Annotated in this window: 13 protein-coding genes; 4 read left to right on the top strand and 9 right to left on the bottom strand. The window is 68.5% G+C overall.

Annotated features, from left to right (window positions below):
• Positions 1-79 precede the first annotated feature (79 nt).
• On the bottom strand, positions 80-4,834 hold the full coding sequence (locus tag C556_RS0107020; protein ID WP_018747531.1) for an NAD-glutamate dehydrogenase: 4,755 nt from the start codon (positions 4,832-4,834) through the stop codon (positions 80-82).
• 748 nt (positions 4,835-5,582) lie between these two features.
• Here C556_RS0107020 and C556_RS0107015 point away from each other — a divergent pair.
• Entirely contained in the window at positions 5,583-7,844 is a 2,262-nt protein-coding gene (locus C556_RS0107015; protein ID WP_083930450.1) for a DUF1631 family protein, read from the top strand.
• Positions 7,845-7,967: 123 nt separating this feature from the next.
• Here C556_RS0107015 and dapD read toward each other — a convergent pair whose 3' ends face one another.
• The 6 genes from dapD to C556_RS0106985 form a co-directional block, all read right to left on the bottom strand.
• The gene (gene dapD / locus C556_RS0107010; RefSeq protein WP_018747529.1) at positions 7,968-8,789 is read right to left on the bottom strand and encodes a 2,3,4,5-tetrahydropyridine-2,6-dicarboxylate N-succinyltransferase; all 822 of its coding nucleotides are present in this window, start codon (positions 8,787-8,789) and stop codon (positions 7,968-7,970) included.
• A gap of 37 nt (positions 8,790-8,826) precedes the next feature.
• A complete protein-coding gene (dapC, locus tag C556_RS0107005) occupies positions 8,827-10,014 on the bottom strand; it encodes a succinyldiaminopimelate transaminase (RefSeq protein ID WP_018747528.1) in 1,188 nt (395 codons plus the stop codon).
• A gap of 138 nt (positions 10,015-10,152) precedes the next feature.
• Positions 10,153-10,683 (bottom strand): peptide-methionine (S)-S-oxide reductase MsrA, encoded by a 531-nt coding sequence (gene msrA, locus C556_RS0107000; protein ID WP_018747527.1) that lies wholly within the window; start codon positions 10,681-10,683, stop codon positions 10,153-10,155.
• A 95-nt stretch (positions 10,684-10,778) separates the two neighbouring features.
• A complete protein-coding gene (locus C556_RS0106995) occupies positions 10,779-11,402 on the bottom strand; it encodes a Smr/MutS family protein (protein ID WP_018747526.1) in 624 nt (207 codons plus the stop codon).
• Between the two features lie 120 nt (positions 11,403-11,522).
• Positions 11,523-12,911 (bottom strand): sensor histidine kinase, encoded by a 1,389-nt coding sequence (locus C556_RS0106990; RefSeq protein WP_018747525.1) that lies wholly within the window; start codon positions 12,909-12,911, stop codon positions 11,523-11,525.
• Positions 12,908-13,582 carry a response regulator gene (locus tag C556_RS0106985; protein ID WP_018747524.1) on the bottom strand — a complete coding sequence of 225 codons (675 nt, stop codon included), beginning with the start codon at positions 13,580-13,582 and terminating at the stop codon, positions 12,908-12,910. The genes C556_RS0106990 and C556_RS0106985 overlap by 4 nt, the downstream gene beginning before the upstream one ends.
• Positions 13,583-13,764: 182 nt before the next feature.
• Between C556_RS0106985 and C556_RS0106980 the strand changes: the two genes are divergently transcribed.
• The 3 genes from C556_RS0106980 (at position 13,765) to C556_RS0106970 (ending at position 17,271) form a co-directional block, all read left to right on the top strand.
• Positions 13,765-14,856: an ABC transporter substrate-binding protein gene (locus C556_RS0106980; protein WP_018747523.1), complete on the top strand. Its 1,092-nt coding sequence runs from the start codon at positions 13,765-13,767 to the stop codon at positions 14,854-14,856.
• Between the two features lie 155 nt (positions 14,857-15,011).
• Positions 15,012-15,647, top strand: a complete 636-nt coding sequence (locus C556_RS0106975; protein WP_018747522.1) for a carbonic anhydrase — start codon at positions 15,012-15,014, stop codon at positions 15,645-15,647.
• Positions 15,648-15,660: 13 nt separating this feature from the next.
• The gene (locus C556_RS0106970; RefSeq protein ID WP_018747521.1) at positions 15,661-17,271 is read left to right on the top strand and encodes a SulP family inorganic anion transporter; all 1,611 of its coding nucleotides are present in this window, start codon (positions 15,661-15,663) and stop codon (positions 17,269-17,271) included.
• Between the two features lie 67 nt (positions 17,272-17,338).
• Here the strand turns inward: C556_RS0106970 and C556_RS0106965 are convergent, their stop codons facing one another.
• Both C556_RS0106965 and trxB read right to left on the bottom strand, forming a co-directional pair.
• The gene (locus C556_RS0106965) at positions 17,339-17,686 is read right to left on the bottom strand and encodes a VanZ family protein (RefSeq protein ID WP_018747520.1); all 348 of its coding nucleotides are present in this window, start codon (positions 17,684-17,686) and stop codon (positions 17,339-17,341) included.
• A 99-nt stretch (positions 17,687-17,785) separates the two neighbouring features.
• A complete protein-coding gene (gene trxB / locus C556_RS0106960) occupies positions 17,786-18,739 on the bottom strand; it encodes a thioredoxin-disulfide reductase (RefSeq protein WP_018747519.1) in 954 nt (317 codons plus the stop codon).
• Positions 18,740-18,792: the final 53 nt, after the last annotated feature.

The raw sequence follows: 18,792 nt of genomic DNA, 5'->3' as shown, positions 1-18,792 counted from the left end.
CACGGCGCGCGAAACGCAGACAGTACAAGGCGTACGGCCAGTCGGGCTGACGCGGCCAGGAGGGTTTTGTCAGCCGCTCTCAGTGCTCGCCGGTCATCCGGGCCCGCAGTTCGCGCAGCGCGGCCGAGATCATCGCCAGGTCCGGCGTGCTCTCGCGCAGTTCGGCGACGATGGCGCGCCATTGCGCCACCGATTGCGCCGCGCCGTCGTGCCACGCGGCCAGGCGCGCGTCGATGCCGCCCTGGTCGCTCTGCCACGCCGCCTGCGCCAGGTGCACGTGCAGCCGCAGCAGGTCGTCGCGCGCGGCGATGCGCGCCAGCGCCTGCCAGCGGCTGTCGCGCGGCAACTGCTCGATGGCCTGCGCCAGCCACTCGAATTCCAGTTGCGTGCCCAGCGCCAGGTAGAGCTTCATCCGCTCGGCCAGGGTGCCGGTGTCGGCGGTGCCGCGCGCCAGCGCGAGGAACGGCATCGCGTAGTCGATGGCCAGCGCGCGCCCGACCAGATCGGCCGGAATGCCGGCCCCCAGCCAGTTTTCGCGCCGTGCCAGCGCCACGCCTTGCTGGACCAGCCATTCCGGCACCTGCGCCAGGCTGAGCGCGGCGCAGGTGCGCAGGTGGTCCAGCGCGGCCTCGTCGGGCGAACCTTGCAGCAGCCAGCGCGCCACGCGCTCGGTCTGGCGGCGCGCGCCCAGCAGCAGGCTGTACACGTCGCCGGCCGGCACGCCCTGGTCGATCAGGCGTTCGGCGCGCGCGGCCAGCGTTTCGGTGTCGAGCAGGGCCTCGGCTTCGCGCAGCCCGGCGACCACGCCGGCGGCGTTGCTGCCGGTTTCCTCGATCAGGCGGAACACGCAGGTGATGCCATAGCGGTTCACCACATGGTTGGTCAGCAGGGTGGCGACGATTTCGCGGCGCAGCGGGTGTTCGGCCAGCCGGGCGCCGAAGCGCTCGACCAGCGTCGCCGGAAAGCCCTGGCGCAGCAGGTCGTTCCAGCGTGGCGCGTCGACGAGGTCGGATTCGAGCAGCAGCTGCTTGAGCACGATCTTGGCGTAGGCGAACAGCACCGACAGCTCGGGGCGGGTCAGGCCCTGGCCGGCCTGGATGCGCTCCTGGCACTGGCTGTCCGACGGCAGGTATTCCAGGCGGCGCGACAGCCGGCCGTGGCGCTCCAGCGTCTGCATCAGCCGCAGGTGCACCGGCAGCAGCGACGCCGCCTGCTCGGCCTCCAGCGCGATTGCCAGCGTTTGCAGCGTATTGTCGCGCAGCACCAGCTCCGCCACCTGGCCGGTCATTTCGCCCAGCAGCGTGTTGCGTTGCTTGTCGGTGAGATCGCCCGCCGCGACGATGCGGTTGAGCAGGATCTTGATGTTCACCTCGCGATCCGAGCAATCGACGCCGGCCGAGTTGTCGATGGCGTCGGTGAACAACCGGCCGCCGGTCTGCGCGTACTCGATGCGGCCGGGCTGGGTGAAGCCCAGGTTGCCGCCCTCGGCCACCACCTTGCAGCGCAGGTCGCGTCCGTCGACGCGCACCGCGTCGTTGCCGCGGTCGTTGGCTTCGGCCTGGGTCTGTGCCGCACCCTTGACGTAGGTGCCGATGCCGCCGTTGTACAGCAGGTCCACCGGCGCCTTGAGCAGCGCCTGGATCAGCTGGGCGGGCTCCAGTTGCTCGGCTTCGATGCCGAGCACCGCGCGTGCCTGCGGCGACAGCGGGATGGTGCGCGCGCTGCGCGGCCAGACGCCGCCGCCTTCGGAGATCAGCGCCGCGTCGTAGTCGGCCCACGATGAGCGCGGCAGCTCGAACAACCGCTGGCGCTCGTCGAAGGCGCGCCCGGGTTCGGGATCGGGGTCGATGAACACATGGCGGTGGTCGAACGCGGCGACCAGTTTCACCGCGCGCGAGCGCAGCAGGCCGTTGCCGAATACGTCGCCCGACATGTCGCCGATGCCGACCACGGTGATCGGCTGGGTGGCGACGTCGATGCCCATCTCGCGGAAATGCCGCGTCGCCGAGATCCAGGCGCCGCGCGCGGTGATGCCCATCTTCTTGTGGTCGTAGCCGTTGGCGCCGCCGCTGGCGAAGGCGTCGTCCAGCCAGAAGCCGTAGTCGCGCGATACGCTGTTGGCGATGTCGGAGAAGGTGGCGGTGCCCTTGTCGGCGGCGACCACCAGGTAGGGATCGTCCTCGTCCAGGCGGCGCACCGCCGGCGGCGGCACCACCTTGCCGTCGACCAGGTTGTCGGTCAGGTCGAGCAGGCCGCCGATGAAGGTGCGGTAGCACGCCACGCCGCGCGCCAGCAGCGCCTCGCGCTCGGTGGGCGGATGCTTGAGCACGAAGCCGCCCTTGGAGCCGACCGGCACGATCACGGTGTTCTTGACGATCTGCGCCTTCACCAGCCCCAGCACCTCGGTGCGGAAATCGTCGCGACGGTCGGACCAGCGCAGCCCGCCGCGCGCCACCTTGCCGCTGCGCAGGTGCACGCCTTCCATCTCCGGCGAATAGACGAAGATCTCGAACAGCGGCACCGGCTGCGGCATGCGCGGAATACGGGCGGGCGCCAGCTTGAACGAGAGGTAACCCTTGGGCTCGCCGCGCGCGTTGGTCTGGAACCAGTTGCTGCGCACGGTGGCGAGGATGGCGTGGCGATAGGCGGAGAGGATCTTCTCCTCGTCCACGCTGGCCAGGCCATCGGTCTCCGCCGCCAGCTGCGCCGCCAGCGCCTGGGCGGCGTCCTGGTCGCCGTGGGCGGGGTCGAGTTGCAGCTTGAACAGCCGCACCAGCGCGGCCGCGTGCTCGCCGTGGCCCAGCAGGGCGTCGACCAGGGTGTCGGTATCGAAGATCAGCCCGATCTGTTTCAGGTAGCGCGCGTAGGCGCGCAGCAGCAGCGCTTCGCGCCAATCCAGCCCGGCGGCGGGCACCAGGCGGTTGAAGGCGTCGTTCTCGCAACGGCCGTCGAAGATGGCGACGAAGGCATCGACGAAGCGCTGGCGCGCCTCCGGCTGTTCCAGCATCGCCGGCTCGGGCAGGCGCAGGCCGACGTCGACGATCCAGGCCTGGCTGCCGTCGTCGAAGTTCAGGCCATACGGGCGCTCGTCCAGCACCCGCACGCCCAGGTTCTCCAGCAGCGGCAGGCTGTCGGACAGTTCGACGGCGCTGGCGCGGTACAGCTTGAGACGCCACAGGCGGGTGTCGGCATGGCTGGCGGCGATCAGCCGCGCGGCGATGCGGGTGCTGCCGATCACGCTTTCCAGGCTGTCGATGTCGTGCACCGCCACCCGTGCCGGGTAGTCGCCGGCGTAGGCCGACGGAAAGGCGCGCTGGTAACGCTGAAAGCGCACCGCGCCGCCTTCCTCGCCGGCGTGCTGGCGCAACTGGGCGCGCAGTTCGTCCTGCCAGCGCTGGGCGATCTCGGCGACCTCGGCCTCGATGCGCGCGGCGTCGTAGGCCGGATAGTGGCCGTGCGGGATGCGCACGATGAAATGGATGCGCGCCAGCGGGCTGTCCGACATGGCGACATTGAATTCGGCGCTGCTGCCGCCCAGGCGCTCGGTCAGCAGGCGATGCACCCGCATGCGCACGTCGGTGTTGTAGTTGTCGCGCGGCAGGTAAAGCATCACCGACACGTAGCGACGGTAGATGTCGTCGCGGAAGAAGGTGCGCACGCGGCTGCGCTCGTGCAGCGACACCACGCCCTGGGCGATGCGCGCCAGCTCGTCGGCGCCGATCTCCAGCAGTTCCTCGCGCGGATAGGTGTCGAGCACGTTGAGCAGGGTTTTGGCGCGGTGGCCGGTGCTACGCGCGCCGGCCAGTTGCATCGCCTGTTCGATCTTGCGGCGCAGGATGGGCAACTGGCGTGGCGGCGTGGTGTAGGCGGTGGCGGTATACAGCCCGAGCAGGCGCTGTTCGCCGATGACCGTGCCGGAGTCGTCGATGCGCTTGACGCACACCATGTCCAGGTAGACCGGCCGGTGGACGATGGAGCGGGTGTCGCCCTTGGTCAGGATCAGCAGTTCGCGGTTGTTGTACGCGATGTCGCGCAGCGCCGGGGTGAGCGAGGCAAAGGTGCGCGACGGGCCGCCGGCCCCGCTGTCGCGCAGCAGGCCCAGGCCGGAATCCGGCACGATCATCAGCTGGGTGCCGAATTCGGTCTCTTCGAAGCGGTACTCGCGACAGCCCAGGAAGACGAACTGGCCGTCCAGCAGCCATTGCAGGAAGGCGATGCTTTCCGACAGTTCGTCCTCGGCCAGTGGCGGCGGCGACTCGCGCAGTTGCGCCAGCGTGCGGCCCAACTGCCCGGTCATCGCCGGCCAATCGGTGACGGCGGTTTCCAGCGCGGTGAGCGCGTGTGCGATCTCGTCGTGCAGCGCCGCCAGGGCGGCCGGGTCGGAGGCGCGATCGATCTCGAAGCGCATCCACGATTCGGCCGGCGCATCGTCGGCCAGATCCTGCCATTGGCCATCGGCATTGCGCGCGGTGCGCAGTACCGGGTGCAGCACCAGGTGGACGCTGTAGCCCAGCCGCGCCAGGGCCATGCCCACGGTATCGACCAGGAACGGCATATCGTCGACCACCAGCTCGACCACGGTGTGGCTCGACTCCCAGCCGTGCTCGGGCAGGCTGGGGTTGTAGACCCGCAGCAGCGTTTCCCCCTTCGCGCGGCGGGCGCCGAAACGATGGTGGGCAAAGGCCGCGCCCAACCAGTCCTCCACCGGGCGCGAGGCGAAATCCTCGGTGGAGAGATTGGGGTGGTAGGCGGCGAGGAAGTGGCGCAGCGCCGCGTCGGCGGGGGCGGCGGCGACCAGGTTGGCGAGATCCTGCCGGTCGATCAGATAGCTCATGAGGTCCAGGGTCCTTGTGGGCACGCGACGGAACGCCGTGCCCCAATCTGGAGCACGGCCCCGAAACCAATCTATATAGGCCAGTGGTCGTGTGACCACCGGGGGTTTCCACAATGACAGAATGGATGCGGAGCGGTACACCGACCGGATGGCCCACCATTAGGGCGAAGGCCGGGATGCAGGGCAAGGCGTGCCGAGCGAAGTGGAGCGATCCCCACGAGCGAGGTACAGCGCAGCCATGCGCCCGGCCTTCGTCCTTCGCACCCGCGTTTGAAGGTCGATTCGCCCTCGGGGGAGGCCGGTTGCGACCGGCTGGGCTCTTCCGTAGGCGATCACGTGAGCCCTGGTCACCCCATCGGCTACCCGCGACACACCCCACCCGGGAGGGGAAAGGAAGGGGTGGCAGGTTGCCAGGCGCGGATGAGTGGCGGCGACGGTCGAGGCCCGGGCTTACATAATGGATGGCCCCCGGCAGGAGGCTGGAGCATCGGCAGGTTGGCTGTAAGTTTTACAACCGGGCTGCCGTGGCGCGTGCGGACAAGCATTCAGACGGTTGTTGTGGCTGCTTTTCAAGCGTCAAACTTAATGTGTCTGTCAAAAATGGTGCGATATGACAAGGCACTGGAAAAACGTCGAAACTGGCCGACAGACGCGCGCTTTTGCCGTACGGCGAGCAGGGAAGTGAAATATTAACCCATGCTAATATTTAGTCGGACAGATTGAGAGGCCACCCCTCCTGGAGAATTCAATGAACCAGGCCAGAATCCCGCAGCCATCGGCGCGGGCGTCTTCGAGCGCCACGCTGGAGGCTTGCCGTGACATGGCGCTCAAGCTGCTTGCCGATTCGCTCGATGGCTACTTCGCCGAGCTGGAGGAGAAATTCTTCAAGCTTGCCGAGAACACCCCGGACCGGGAGCTGCGCGACGTCTACTTCGCCGCCCGTGTCGAGATCAAGTTGAAGAAGGGCGAGATCGTCAGCGCCTTCCGCCAGCAATTCATCGAAGCCTTCAATCAGCGCCTGAAGGGCGACCAGAACGCCGCCGGCTTCTTCCAGGTCGTGGTCAGTCCCAACGAGCTGTCGCTGGTCGCCAATGACGACTACGAGGAAAGCCTGACGGCCAGCCACGTGGCCAACGCGCTCAAGCAAAAGGGCGGCGATACGCTGTCGCAGCTGGAACAACGGCTGGCGACGCTGCTGCCGCAGAACGACGATGCCGCCCTGGCCAACCCGCTCAGTCCCGAAACCATCTGCCAGGCGTTCCTGGCCGCCTGCCGCCAGCTGGACAGTGGCCTGAGCGCGCGCCTGGTGGCGTTGAAGGCGTTCGAGTCGGCCCTTTCCGACCGTGTGGCCAGCGTCTATCAAAGCGTCAACCAATACCTGATCCAGCAGAACGTGCAGCCGATCGCACCGCGCGGCATCGTCCGTCGCCCGTCGGGCACTGCCGGCGCTGGCGCGCATGCCCATCCGGCCGAGCCGGCCGGCGATGCTTCGGGCATCGGCACCGGATACGCTCCGGGTGCGGCCGGCATCGGCGGCGGTTACGCTGGCGGTTCCGTGCCCGGCGCGGGGCACGCGGCCGGCGGGTTCACGATCTCCGCCGATCTGGCCAATCATTTCATGCGCCTCGCCGCCGGCGAGGCCGAGGTGCGCGGCAGCAACCTGCGCCCTGAGTGGTTCTCCTTCCTGGACAACCTGCAACACGACCCTCCCGGCGCCACGCACCACGCCGGTGGCCGCCCCGAGAACCTGTTGTCGCTGCTGCGCAGCACGCGCTGGGCCAGCGAGCTGAACCGTGTCGACACCATGACCTTCGATCTGGTGGCGATGTTGTTCGACCGCCTGTTCGAAGACCCGCACCTGGCCAACGTCGCCAAGGGGCTGTTGGCGCGCTTGCAGATTCCGGTGCTGAAGGTCGCGTTGCTCGATCCGGATTTCTTCGCCAAGAAGCAGCATTCCGCGCGGCGGGTGATGGATCTGCTGGAAGACGCCTTCAAGGATCGCGAAGGCGATCCGCCGGCCGACGACCCCGAACTGTCGTTGTTCAACGAGGCCGTGACCTGGATCGTCGACCACTTCGAGGACGATCTGGGCGCATTCGACGTCGCGCTGGAAAAGATCGAAGGCTATTACGCCGACCTGGAAGCGGGCGCCGAGGCCAAGACGCAGGATGCCGCGCAGGATCTGATCCTGCACGAGGTGCGCGAACTCTCGACCACCACCGCCGGGGCGCTGGTGGACCAGCGCCTGGCGCGCGAAACCGATGCGCCCGAGCTGGTGCGCGCCTTCCTTGCCGACTGGTGGCGCGGCGCGCTGGCAGCGGTGTACGGGCCCGAAGGCGAGCAGGGGGCGGATTTCGCCAAGTATGTGCGGGTGATGGACGAACTGCTGTGGAGCCTGCGACCCAAGCGCACGCCGGAAGAACGGCTGCAACTGGTGAACATGCTGCCGCCGATGCTCAAGGTGCTGGAGCAGGGCGCCAAGCGCGCCGAGATGCCGCAGGAAGCATCGCGCGCGTTCTTTGCCCAACTGGTGCAGTGCCACGCGATGGCGATCCGCTCCGGCCTGCGTGCCGCGGCGGCCGAGCCCGCGGCGCCGGATGCCCAGCCCGAACCGGCCATCGCGCCGCGCACCGTGCTGGCCGAAGGCCATATCGTCGTGCCGCGCGCCCAGCCGCAAGCCGAGGTGCCGGTGGTGCCTCACGCGGCGCCGGTTGCCGAGGTGGTGCTGCCGGCGACGCCGGCCCAGGTACGCGAACAGCATGTGCTGGAGCGCGGGGACTGGATCACCTGGGAGAACGACGACAACCGCAGCGTGCGCCTGCGCCTGTCGTGGGTCAGCCCGCAAGGCACGCGTTACCTGTTTACCAATCGCCAGGGCGAGAATGGCCTGACCGTGACCCGGGCGGAACTGGAGAAACACATCGAAAGCGGACGGCTGCGTATCCTGGCGGACGAAGACAGCGCCACCGAGCGCGCCTTCAACCAATTGCGCGAGCAACTGGGCGCCTGATCGATAACCAAAATGTTGCACGCAACTCAAAGGGCGCCACTGGCGCCCTTTTTTTTTTGCCGTTCCAGATGGAACCGCCTGGCGACCGCCGCGCCGGTGAGACGCGGCCGGCCGGCTACCCGGTCAGACGCCGCGCAGCAGTTCGTTGATGCCCACCTTGCCGCGGGTCTTGGCATCGACCTTCTTCACGATCACCGCGCAGTACAGGCTGTAGCTGCCGTCCTTGGACGGCAGGTTGCCCGACACCACCACCGAGCCGGCGGGGATGCGGCCATAGCTGACTTCGCCGGTTTCGCGGTCGTAGATCTTGGTGCTCTGGCCGATGTACACGCCCATCGAGATCACCGAGCCTTCCTCGACCACCACGCCTTCCACCACTTCCGAACGCGCACCGATGAAGCAGTTGTCCTCGATGATGGTCGGGCCGGCCTGCAGCGGCTCCAGCACGCCGCCGATGCCCACGCCGCCGGACAGGTGGACATTCTTGCCGATCTGGGCGCAGCTGCCGACGGTGGCCCAGGTGTCGACCATGGTGCCTTCGTCGACGTAGGCGCCGATGTTCACGTAGGACGGCATCAGCACCACGTTGCGGCCGATGAACGAGCCCTTGCGCGCCACGGCGTTCGGCACCACGCGGAAGCCCCCGGCGCGGAAGTCGGCCTCGGTGTAGTCGCCGAACTTGCTCGGCACCTTGTCGAAGTACTGGGTGCAGCCGCCGTTCATGGGGACGTTGTCGTTGATGCGGAACGACAGCAGCACGGCCTTCTTCAGCCATTGGTGGGTGTGCCAGGCGCCATCGATTTTCTCGGCGACGCGCAGTGCGCCGCGATCCAGCCCGGTGATGACTTCGTTGATCGCGTCGCGCAGCTCGGCGGACACAGAGGCCGGGGTGATGTCGGCGCGGTTTTCGAAGGCGGTTTCGATGACGGATTGCAGATTGCTCATGGCGTATCCCGTTGCTTGATGAAAAGGTTCGTAAAGGTCAGAGGCTCTGGCAGAAGCGGGCGATGCGCCGTGCCGCTTCCACGCAGTCGGCCAGCGGCGCCACCAGGGCGATGCGCACGTAGCCGCTGCCGGGGTTCACCCCGTGCGCGGCGCGCGCCAGATAGCTGCCGGGCAGGACGGTCACATGTTGTTCCGCGTAGAGCCGGCGGGCGAATTCGGTGTCGTCGATGGGCGTCCTGGCCCACAGGTAGAACGCGGCGTCGGGCTGGGAGACATCCAGCACCTGCGCCAGCAGCGGCGTCACCGCCTCGAACTTGGCCGCGTATTGCCGGCGGTTGTCCTCGACGTGCGCTTCGTCGCCCCAGGCCAGCGCGCTGGCGGCCTGCACCGTCGGGCTCATCGCGCAGCCATGATAGGTGCGGTACAGCAGGAATTTCGCCAGCACGTCGGCATCGCCCGCGACGAAGCCGGAGCGCAGACCCGGCACGTTCGAGCGCTTGGACAGCGACGAGAACATCACCACGTTGCGCAGGCCGCGGCCCAGCTTGACCGAGGCTTCCAGCCCACCCAGCGGCGGCTGGCCTTCGTAGATCTCCGAGTAGCACTCGTCGCTGGCGATGACGAAGCCATAGCGGTCGGACAGCGCGAACAGCTTCTGCCAATCCTCCAGCGACGCCACCGCGCCGGTGGGGTTGCCGGGCGAGCAGACGTAGACCAGTTGGGTGCGCGCCCAGACTGCCTCGGGCACCGCGTCCCAATCCGGCTGGAAGCGGTTTTCCGCCAGGCAATTGACGTAGTACGGCTCGGCGCCGGCCAGCAGGGCCGCGCCTTCGTAGATCTGGTAGAACGGGTTGGGCGACAGCACCACCGGCGTGTGCGGCACGGTGGGGTCGATCACGGCCTGGGCGAAGGCGAACAGCGCCTCGCGGCTGCCGTTCACCGGCACCACCTCGCGCGCGGCATCCGGTGTCGGAATGTTGTAGCGGCGGCCGATCCAGGCGGCGATGGCGCCGCGCAGCGTATCCGACCCGGCGGTGGCCGGATAGGCGGACAGCCCGTCCAGGTTGGCGATCAGGGCGTCCTTCACCAGTTGCGGCGCCGGGTGCTTGGGTTCGCCGATCGACAGGTTCACATGCGGCAAGGCCGGGTTGGGAACGAGGCCGGCGAACAGTTCGCGCAGTTTCTGGAACGGGTAGGGCTGGAGCAGGTCGAGACGCGGCGACATCGATGGGGCGGCGTGAGGGAAAACGGCAATTATAGCCGCGCCGCCCAGCGCCGGTAACCCGCATGGCGGGCCGGCGCAGGCAATGCTGTCGTCCGTGGGGAGTCTTAAGTGGTCAACGGAAGGGTTTGTCAGCCGCGCCTATTCGTCCAACAGCGGCGCGAAGTACTGCCTGAGCTTGGCCACCTTGGGCGCGGCCACCAACTGGCAGTACGGCTGGTCGCCGTGCTGGTTGAAGTAGTTCTGGTGGTAGTCCTCGGCCGGGTGGAACTGCGGCGCGGCGCGCAGTTCGGTCACGATGGGCATGGCGAAGTGCGGCGCCAGTTCGGCCAGCTTGGCACGCGCGGTCGCTTCCTGCTCGGGGCCGTGGAAGAAGATGGCCGAGCGGTACTGGGTGCCGACGTCGTTGCCTTGCCGGTTGAGCGTGGTCGGGTCGTGGATGGCGAAGAAGATGTCCAGCAGGGTGTCGTAGCTCACCACCTGCGGGTCGAAGGCGATGCGCACCGCCTCGGCGTGCCCGGTACCGCCGCCGCAGACACTGCGGTAATCGGGCTGCGCGGTGTGGCCGCCCAGATAGCCCGACACCACCTGCCGCACGCCGCGCACGCGCTGGAACACGGCTTCCAGGCACCAGAAGCAGCCGCCGGCCAGGGTTGCGATTTCTTCGTGCATTGTCGTTCTCCGCTTGGAATCCAACTGCCCAGATGGGGTTGCCCGCCGCCAATTCACCCCCGACTTGCCGGACGGCGCGCCGGCGATCGGCGGTTTCAGCGTTCGCGCCAGCCCTTGAGCAGCGCCAGCACCGCGCCGCTGCCGCCGTCCACCGATCGTGCCTGGGCGAAGGCCAGTACCTCGTCGCGCTGCGCCAGCCAGTTCTTCAACTTGAGTTTGAGCACCGGCTCCTTGTTGCGCGAGCCCAGGCCCTTGCCGTGGACGATGCGCACGCAGCGCTGGTTGTACAGGCGGCAGCGGTGCAGGAATTCCGCCACCGCCAGCCGGCCGGAATCGACGGTGTGGCCGTGCAGGTCCAGCTCGGCCTGCACCACCCATTCGCCGCGACGCAAACGCTTCAGGGTGTCGAGCTTCATGCCGGGGCGCAGGTAGAGCAGTTCCTCGCCGCTTTCCAGTTCGTCCCACGGCCAGAAGTCGCTCATCGCGTCCGCCATCACCCGCGCTTCGTCGTGCCAGCGTTGCAAGGGCCACGGGCTGGGACGACGCGGCGGGTGGACCACGCGGTCGTAGGCGATGGGTCGGGCGCCGCTGACCGCCTGCATGAACAGGTCGTGATCGCTGGGCGGCGGTGGAGGCGCCGGGGCGGGCGCCGGCGCATGGCGGATCGCCGCCAGCTTCTTGCGCAAGCGCTTGAGCGTTTCCTTTGCTTCGCCTTCCATGCCGTCCTCCTCCGGCGGCAAGGTTAGCATGGGCGGGCCGCCGGATGAGACGGGTTCTCAGAGCCTGTTCAAGATCTTTTTTTAGTCCGGCGCTGCCGCGAAAAGATCTTGAACAGGCTCTCAACCCGGCAGGCGTGGCCAGCACACCCGGACGGTCAGGCCGCCGCCGGGGGTGTCGTCCAGGATCACGCGACCGCCGTGCCGCGCGGCGATCTCGGCCACGATGGCCAGCCCCAGGCCGCTGCCTTCGCCACGCGCGGTGGAGCCGCGGTGAAAGCGCCGGAACACCAGCTCGCGCTCCGCCCTGGGGATGCCGGGACCGTTGTCGCGCACCGTCAGCACGGCCTGGCCGGCGGCGCTGGCGGTGCCCAGGGTGAGCGCGCAGCCGGGGCCCGCGTAGCGGATGGCGTTGTCGATCAGGTTGCCGATCAGTTCCTGGAGCAACTGCGCGTTGCCGAGCAGCCGCACCGGCTCGACTTCCTGCAAGGCCAGGTCGACCCGCCGGCGATGGGTGACGGGCGCCCATTCCAGCGCGCACTGACGCACCGCGTCGGCCAGATCGAGCGGCGCGCTGGGCAGCGCTTCGCCGCGCTCGTTCTCCAGGCGCGCCAGCGCCAGCAACTGCGCCACGCCACGCGAGGCGTCCTCCAGCGAGCAGCGCATGGTGGTCAGGCGTTGGCGCATGCCGGGCAGCGCCGATTCGCGCTCCGCCAGCTCCACCTGGGCGCGCAGCACCGCCAGCGGGGTCTTCAACTGGTGGGCGGCGTCGGCGAAGAAGCGCCGGTGCGCCGCCAGCATGCGCCGCAGCCGCGCCACGTACTGATTCATCGCGTGGACCAGCGGCAGCAGCTCACCGGGCCGGCCCGGCGTGCGGAACGGCGCCAGGTCGTCCTCGCGTCGTGCGCTCACTTCGGCCGACAGATCACGCAACGGCGATAGCCCGCGATGCAGCGCACCCAGCACGATGGCGATGACCAGCAGCCCCAGCAGCGCCTGGCGCCACAGGGTCTTGACCAGCATGTGGCGGGCGAAGGCGCGTCGCATCTCGCCGCTTTCGCCGACCAGTACCGAGATCACCCGCGTCTGCGCGGCGGCGACGTCGTGCACCGGCTGGCGCAGCGCGATCAACCGCACCGTTTCGCCGTGGTATTCGGCGTCGTAGTACACCGGGCGGTAGAACACCGGCGCCACCTCGGGCGGCGGCAGGTCGGCGTAGCCGGTGATGTGGCGGCCGCCGGCATCGTCCACCCGGTAGAACACGCGCACCGAGGCGGCGCCTTCCAGGCTTTCCAGCGACAGCGAGGGCAGATCGACGCCGAGCTTGCCGTGGCGTAGCCGCGCGCCGTCGGCGATCGATTTGGCCGAGGCGAACAGCGTGCGGTCGAAGGCCGCGTGCGCGGCGTGCAGCGAGTGCCGGTAGGTGAGGACGGCGTCGATCACCAGCACCAGCAGCAACGGCAGCAGCAGCCAGAGCGTCAGCTGCCAGCGCAGGGAACCGCGTGCCTTCATGGCTGACCGTGGCTTTCCAGCATGTAGCCCAGGCCACGCAGGGTGACCACCGAGATCTCGTCGCTGACCAGCTTGCGGCGCAGCCGGTGCACGTACAGCTCGATGGCTTCGGCGCTGCCGGCGCCGGTCATGCCGAACAGCTGGTCGATCAGGGTTTCCTTGGCCACCGCGCGCCCGGCGCGCAGCATCAGGATCTCCAGCACCGAGTGCTCGCGCGGGGTGAGCGCCAGCGCGCGGCCATGCAGGGTGAAGCGCCGCGCCACGCTGTCGTAGATCAGCGGTCCACAGGCGATGCGCGGATGTTCCAGCCCGTTGGCGCGGCGGATCAGCGCGCGCACCCGCGCTTCCAGTTCCGCCAGCTCGAACGGCTTGCCGAGGAAGTCGTCGGCGCCCAGGTCCAGCCCGCGCACCCGGTCCTCCAGCGCGCCGTGCGCGGTGAGGATCAGCACCGGTACGCGCCCACGGCGGCTGCGCAGGCGGCGCAGTACTTCCCAGCCATCCAGCCGCGGCAGGGCCAGGTCGAGCACCACCAGCGCGTAATCGTGGGTGTGCAGCACGTGATCCGCCGCCGCGCCGTCGTGCAGCGCATCCACCTCGAACCCGGCCTGGCCCAATGCGGTACTCAGCGAGGCGGCCAGCTGGGGGTTGTCTTCGACAAGCAGGATACGCATCGTGAGTCCATCGGGTATTCCAGATAGGCCGGAGCATGGTGGGGCGACGTGTGCGGACGCCAGCACCTTTTGTCTGCGCCCGACGGTAGGGTAATTGAAAGGTTTTTGTTGGCTTTGCGTTCTAGGCTGCCGCCAAAAATGCGGGCTGTGGATGCGCTCTCGCTCAAACGTCGGGGGCAGGAATGCAAGGTTGGCATCGCGGCGGCATCGCGCTTTTGATCGGCGCGCTCCTGGCCGCCCTTTGGACGCAGTTCCATCACACGCCGCACAAGCGGCTGGCCGCGCTGGCGCGCAACGAAGGGCGGCTGGTCATCTATTCGGTCACCGACGCCGCGACGGCGCGGCCGCTGATCCGGGCGTTCGAGGCGCGCTACGGCACGCGGGTGGATTACCGCGAGATGAGCAGCCTGGCGCTGCACCGCCGCTTTCTCTCCGATGCGGCCGCCGGCCGGCCGGTGGCCGATGTGCTGTGGAGTTCGGCGATGGATCTGCAGGTGAAGCTGGCCAACGACGGCCACGCCGCCAGCCACGTGCCGCCTGATGCCGCGCAGCTGCCGCCGTGGATGGGCTACCAGCAGCAGGTGTGGATCACCTCGTTCGAGCCCATCGTCTTTGCTTACGACCGCCGCGCGCTGTCGCCGCGTGAAGTACCCCACACCCGCGCCGAGCTGACCGGTCTGCTGCAACGCCAGCGCGCGCGGTTCCACGGCCGGGTGGCGAGCTACCACGTCGAGCGCTCGGGAGTGGGCTTCAATCTGCTGAGCCAGGATGTGCGGGTAGGGCGCGACGAGACCTGGCGCCTGCAACGGGCGCTGGCCGGGGTGGACCCGCGGCTGCACACCTCGTCGTCGGCCATGCTGGACGAGCTTGCCAGCGGCAAGGCGGCGCTGGCCTACAACGTGATCGGCTCCTACGCGGCCACCCGCGCCGGGCGCGACCCGCGCATCGGTTTTGTCCATCCGCGCGACTACACGCTGGTGCTGGGCCGGCTGGCGCTGATCCCCCGCAACGCGCCGCATCCGCACGCCGCGCGATTGTGGCTGGATTTCATGCTGTCGCAGGCCGGCCAGCGCCTGCTGGCCAGGGCGCCCGGCACCTATGCGGTGCGCGCGCTGGAGGGCGAGGCGCGCGATTTCGACGCCTTGAGCGAACTGCTGGGCAACGGCTTCGAGCCGGTCTTCCCCGCGCGCGGGCTGCTGATCCACCTGGACGACGTCAAACGCCAGGCGCTGCTGACGCGCTGGCGCGCGCTATTCAGGGTGCGAGCTGACTGAATCTTTCGGGATATTCGGCACGAAACGAGGGGTGAACGCAGGAATGTTGTTGGCTGACTGACAGCCTGGGTTCGGATACTGGCCGGCAGTTGCCCCGGGTTGCGCTTCGCGGCCTGTACGGCGGCAACCGACAACATTCACTGGAGTGCCTCACCATGAAGAAACTGTTCGAGGGAGCGCATCGCTTCCGAACCCAGACCCACCCGTATCGCCGCCAGTTGTTCCGCACCCTGGCCAAGGGGCAGCGTCCCGAGGTCCTGTTCATCACCTGCTCGGATTCGCGCATCGATCCCAATCTGCTGACGCACACCGAGCCGGGCGATCTGTTCGTGCTGCGCAACGCCGGCAACATCGTGCCGCCGCACGGCAGCGGTGGCGGCGGCGAACAGGCCACCATCGACTACGCGGTGGAGGTGCTGGGCGTGGAGCACATCGTGGTATGCGGGCACACCGACTGCGGCGCCATGAAGGCACTGTTCGACCCCGCCAGCCTGGAAGGGCTGCCGACGGTGGGGCGCTGGCTGTCGTACGCCGAGGCGACGCGCTCGGTGGTGCGGTGCACCTGCCAGCAGTTGCCGGCCGGCGAGCAACTGGACGAAGCGATCCGCCAGAACGTGCGCGTCCAGCTCAACCATCTGCGCACCATTCCCTCGGTCAACGCGCGGCTGGCGCAGCGGCGGCTGCAATTGCACGGCTGGGTCTACGACATTGCCCAGGGCGACGTGCTGGTGCTGGACGAGGCGAGCGGGTTGTTCTCCTCGCTGGCGTCGCTCGAACTGGCCACGGCCTGAACGGAGCACCGCGATGAAAAACACGATCGAAGCAACCTTGCCGACGCCGCCGGGCGAGGGCTGGCTGGCGGGGCTGCTGGGCTGGCGCCGTCATGCCGCCGCCGATTTCCTGGCGTCGGTGGTGGTGTTCCTGGTGGCGTTGCCGCTGTGCATGGGCATTGCCATCGCCTCGGGCGTGCCGCCCGCGCTGGGCATCATCACCGGCATCGTCGGCGGCTTGGTGGTCGGGGTGTTCGCCGGCTCGCCACTGCTGGTCAGCGGCCCGGCGGCCGGGCTGGCGGTGCTGAACTGGGAGCTGGTGCAGCGCCACGGCCTGATCGCGCTCGGCCCGGTGGTGGCCATGGCCGGGCTGATGCAGATGGCGGCGGGCTCGTTCCGCCTGGGGCAGTGGTTCCGCGCGGTGTCGCCGGCGGTGATCCACGGCATGCTGGCGGGCATCGGCGTTTCCATCGTCGCGGCCCAGCTGTTCATCATGCTCGACCTCAAGCCGCTGGGGAACGGCCTGACCAATCTGCTGGGCTTTCCCGCCGCGCTGGCCGATGCCGCGGCCGGCCTGACCGAGGCACGTCCCGCCGGCTCGGCGCACCTGGCGGCGCTGGTCGGGCTGGCGACCATTGCGCTGATGCTGGCGTGGGGCCGCTTCGCGCCGGCTTCGATGCGGCTGGTGCCGGCGCCATTGGTGGCGGTGATCGGTGGCGCCTTGCTGGCGATGGGGCTCAATCTGCCGATCCGCTACGTGGACGTACCGTCCAATCTGCTGGAAGGCGTGCAGCTCACCACGGCGGGTGCCTTGCTCGGCGTGTTCGACGGGCCGTTGCTGATGGCGGCGATGGCCATCGCCTTCATCGCCAGCGCCGAAACGCTGTTGTCGGCGGTGGCGGTGGACAAGCTGCACAACGGCCCGCGCACCCGTTATTCGCGCGAGCTGTTCGCGCAGGGCGTGGGCAATGCGCTGTGCGGCCTGCTCGGCGCGCTGCCGATGACCGGGGTGATCGCGCGTTCCAGCGCCAACGTCCAGGCCGGTGCGCGCTCGCGTGGCTCCACCATCCTGCACGGCACCTGGCTGCTGCTGTTCGTGTCGCTGTTGCCGTTCGTGTTGCGCCACGTGCCGATCGCCAGCCTGGCGGCGGTGCTGGTGGTGATCGGCTGCAAGCTGATCAATCCGCGCGACATCGTGAAGCTGGCGCACTTCGGCAAGGTGGAGCTGGGCATCTACCTGGTGACGCTGGCCACCATCGTCGCCACCGATCTGCTCGACGGCGTGATGCTCGGCATCGGCCTGGCCTTCGCCAAGCTGCTGTACGACCTGCTGCACCTGGAAGCCGCGCTGCAATTGAAGGCCGGTGGCCGGCAGGCGCTGCTGACCTTGAGCGGCACCGCCACCTTCGTGCGCCTGCCCAAGCTGGCCGCCGTGCTGGACAAGGTGCCGCACGATGTAGAGCTGCACGTCAACGTGCGCGACCTGGGTTATATCGACCCGGCCTGCCTGGAACTGCTGGAGGAATGGGGCGAACGGCATCGCGCCACCGGCGGCTCGGTGGTGCTGGAATGGGAAACCCTGGTGGCCAAGTACCGGCGACGCGATCGCCGCACCCGGCAGGCTTTCGAGCCGGCGGGCGGCTGAGCGGGGCGCGGCTCATCGCCGCGACAACGGTTGATCGTTCCTGGCGCGGCTTGGTCCGCGCCTTTTTTTATCCGCGCAGCGCCTGGAGCGACCGCAGCAGCACGACGCCGAGCAACGCGCCCAGCGCGTTGGCCAGCATGTCGCGCAGGTCGAAGCTGCGGTAGGGCACGAAATACTGCGCGCACTCCACCGCCACGCCCATCGACGTCGCGCCCAGCCAGGCGCGCCACATCCGCGGCGGAAACGCGGCCAGCGCCAACGCGGCCAGCACGCCGTAGCCCAGGAAGTGCTGGATCTTGTCGCCGTTGTCCACCGGCGGCGCGGCCAGCGGTATCAGCGAGCCGATCCAGATGGCGCTGGCCCAGAACAGCAGCAGCGTCAGCGCGAGACGGCGAGGGATGAACGGGTAGGGCATCGAGTGGGGCGCAGGGGAATGAGAAAGTGGCAAACGCGGTTCATGGGCAGGGCATGAAAAAGCCGCCCCGAGGGGCGGCTTTGTCTGCACAGCCTGCAATCAGCGCAGCGATTCCAGGTAGCGATCGGCATCCAGCGCGGCCTGGCAGCCGGAGGCGGCCGAGGTCACCGCCTGGCGATAGATGTGGTCCTGCACATCGCCGGCGGCGAACACGCCCGGCACGCTGGTGGCGGTGGCGTTACCGTCGCGGCCGCCCTGGGTGATGATGTAGCCGGTCTGATCCATCTCCAGCTGACCGCGGAAGATGTCGGTGTTCGGCTTGTGGCCGATGGCGATGAACACGCCGGCCAGTTGCAGTTCGCTGGTGCTGCCATCCTCGGTGGACTTCAGGCGCACGCCGGTCACGCCGCTGGCGTCGCCCAGCACTTCGTCCAGCGTCTGCTTCAGCGCCAGCGAGATCTTGCCCTCGGCCACGCGCTCCATCAGGTGATCCACCAGGATCTTCTCGGCGCGGAAGGTATCGCGGCGATGCACCAGGGTGACGTGGCCGGCGATGTTAGCGAGATACAGCGCCTCTTCCACGGCGGTGTTGCCGCCGCCGACCACCGCCACCTGCTGGTTGCGGTAGAAGAAACCGTCGCAGGTGGCGCAGGCGGATACACCCTTGCCGGCGAACGCTTCCTCGGACGGCAGGCCCAGATACTGGGCGGAGGCGCCGGTGGCGATGATCAACGCGTCGCAGGTGTATTCGCCGGCGTCGCCGATCAGCTTCTTCACCGGGCCTTTGATATCCACGGTGTGGATGTGATCGAAGATCATCTCGGTGCCGAAGCGCTCGGCGTGCTTCTGGAAGCGCGTCATCAGCTCGGGGCCCAGCACGCCGTCGGCATCCGCCGGCCAGTTGTCGACATCGGTGGTCGTCATCAGCTGCCCGCCTTGCGCCAAGCCGGTGATCAGCACGGGCTTGAGGTTGGCGCGCGCGGCGTAGACGGCGGCGGTGTAGCCGGCGGGGCCGGAGCCGAGAATCAACAGGCGGGAATGCTTGGTGGCCATGGGCGTGTCCTTAGGAAGCAATGCGCAAAGGCGCATAGTGTAAAGCGTTGGTT

It is taken from the genome of Chitiniphilus shinanonensis DSM 23277, assembly GCF_000374805.1.
Taxonomy (GTDB): Bacteria; Pseudomonadota; Gammaproteobacteria; order Burkholderiales; family Chitinibacteraceae; genus Chitiniphilus; species Chitiniphilus shinanonensis.
This window is presented reverse-complemented; position numbering and strand designations above follow the sequence as displayed.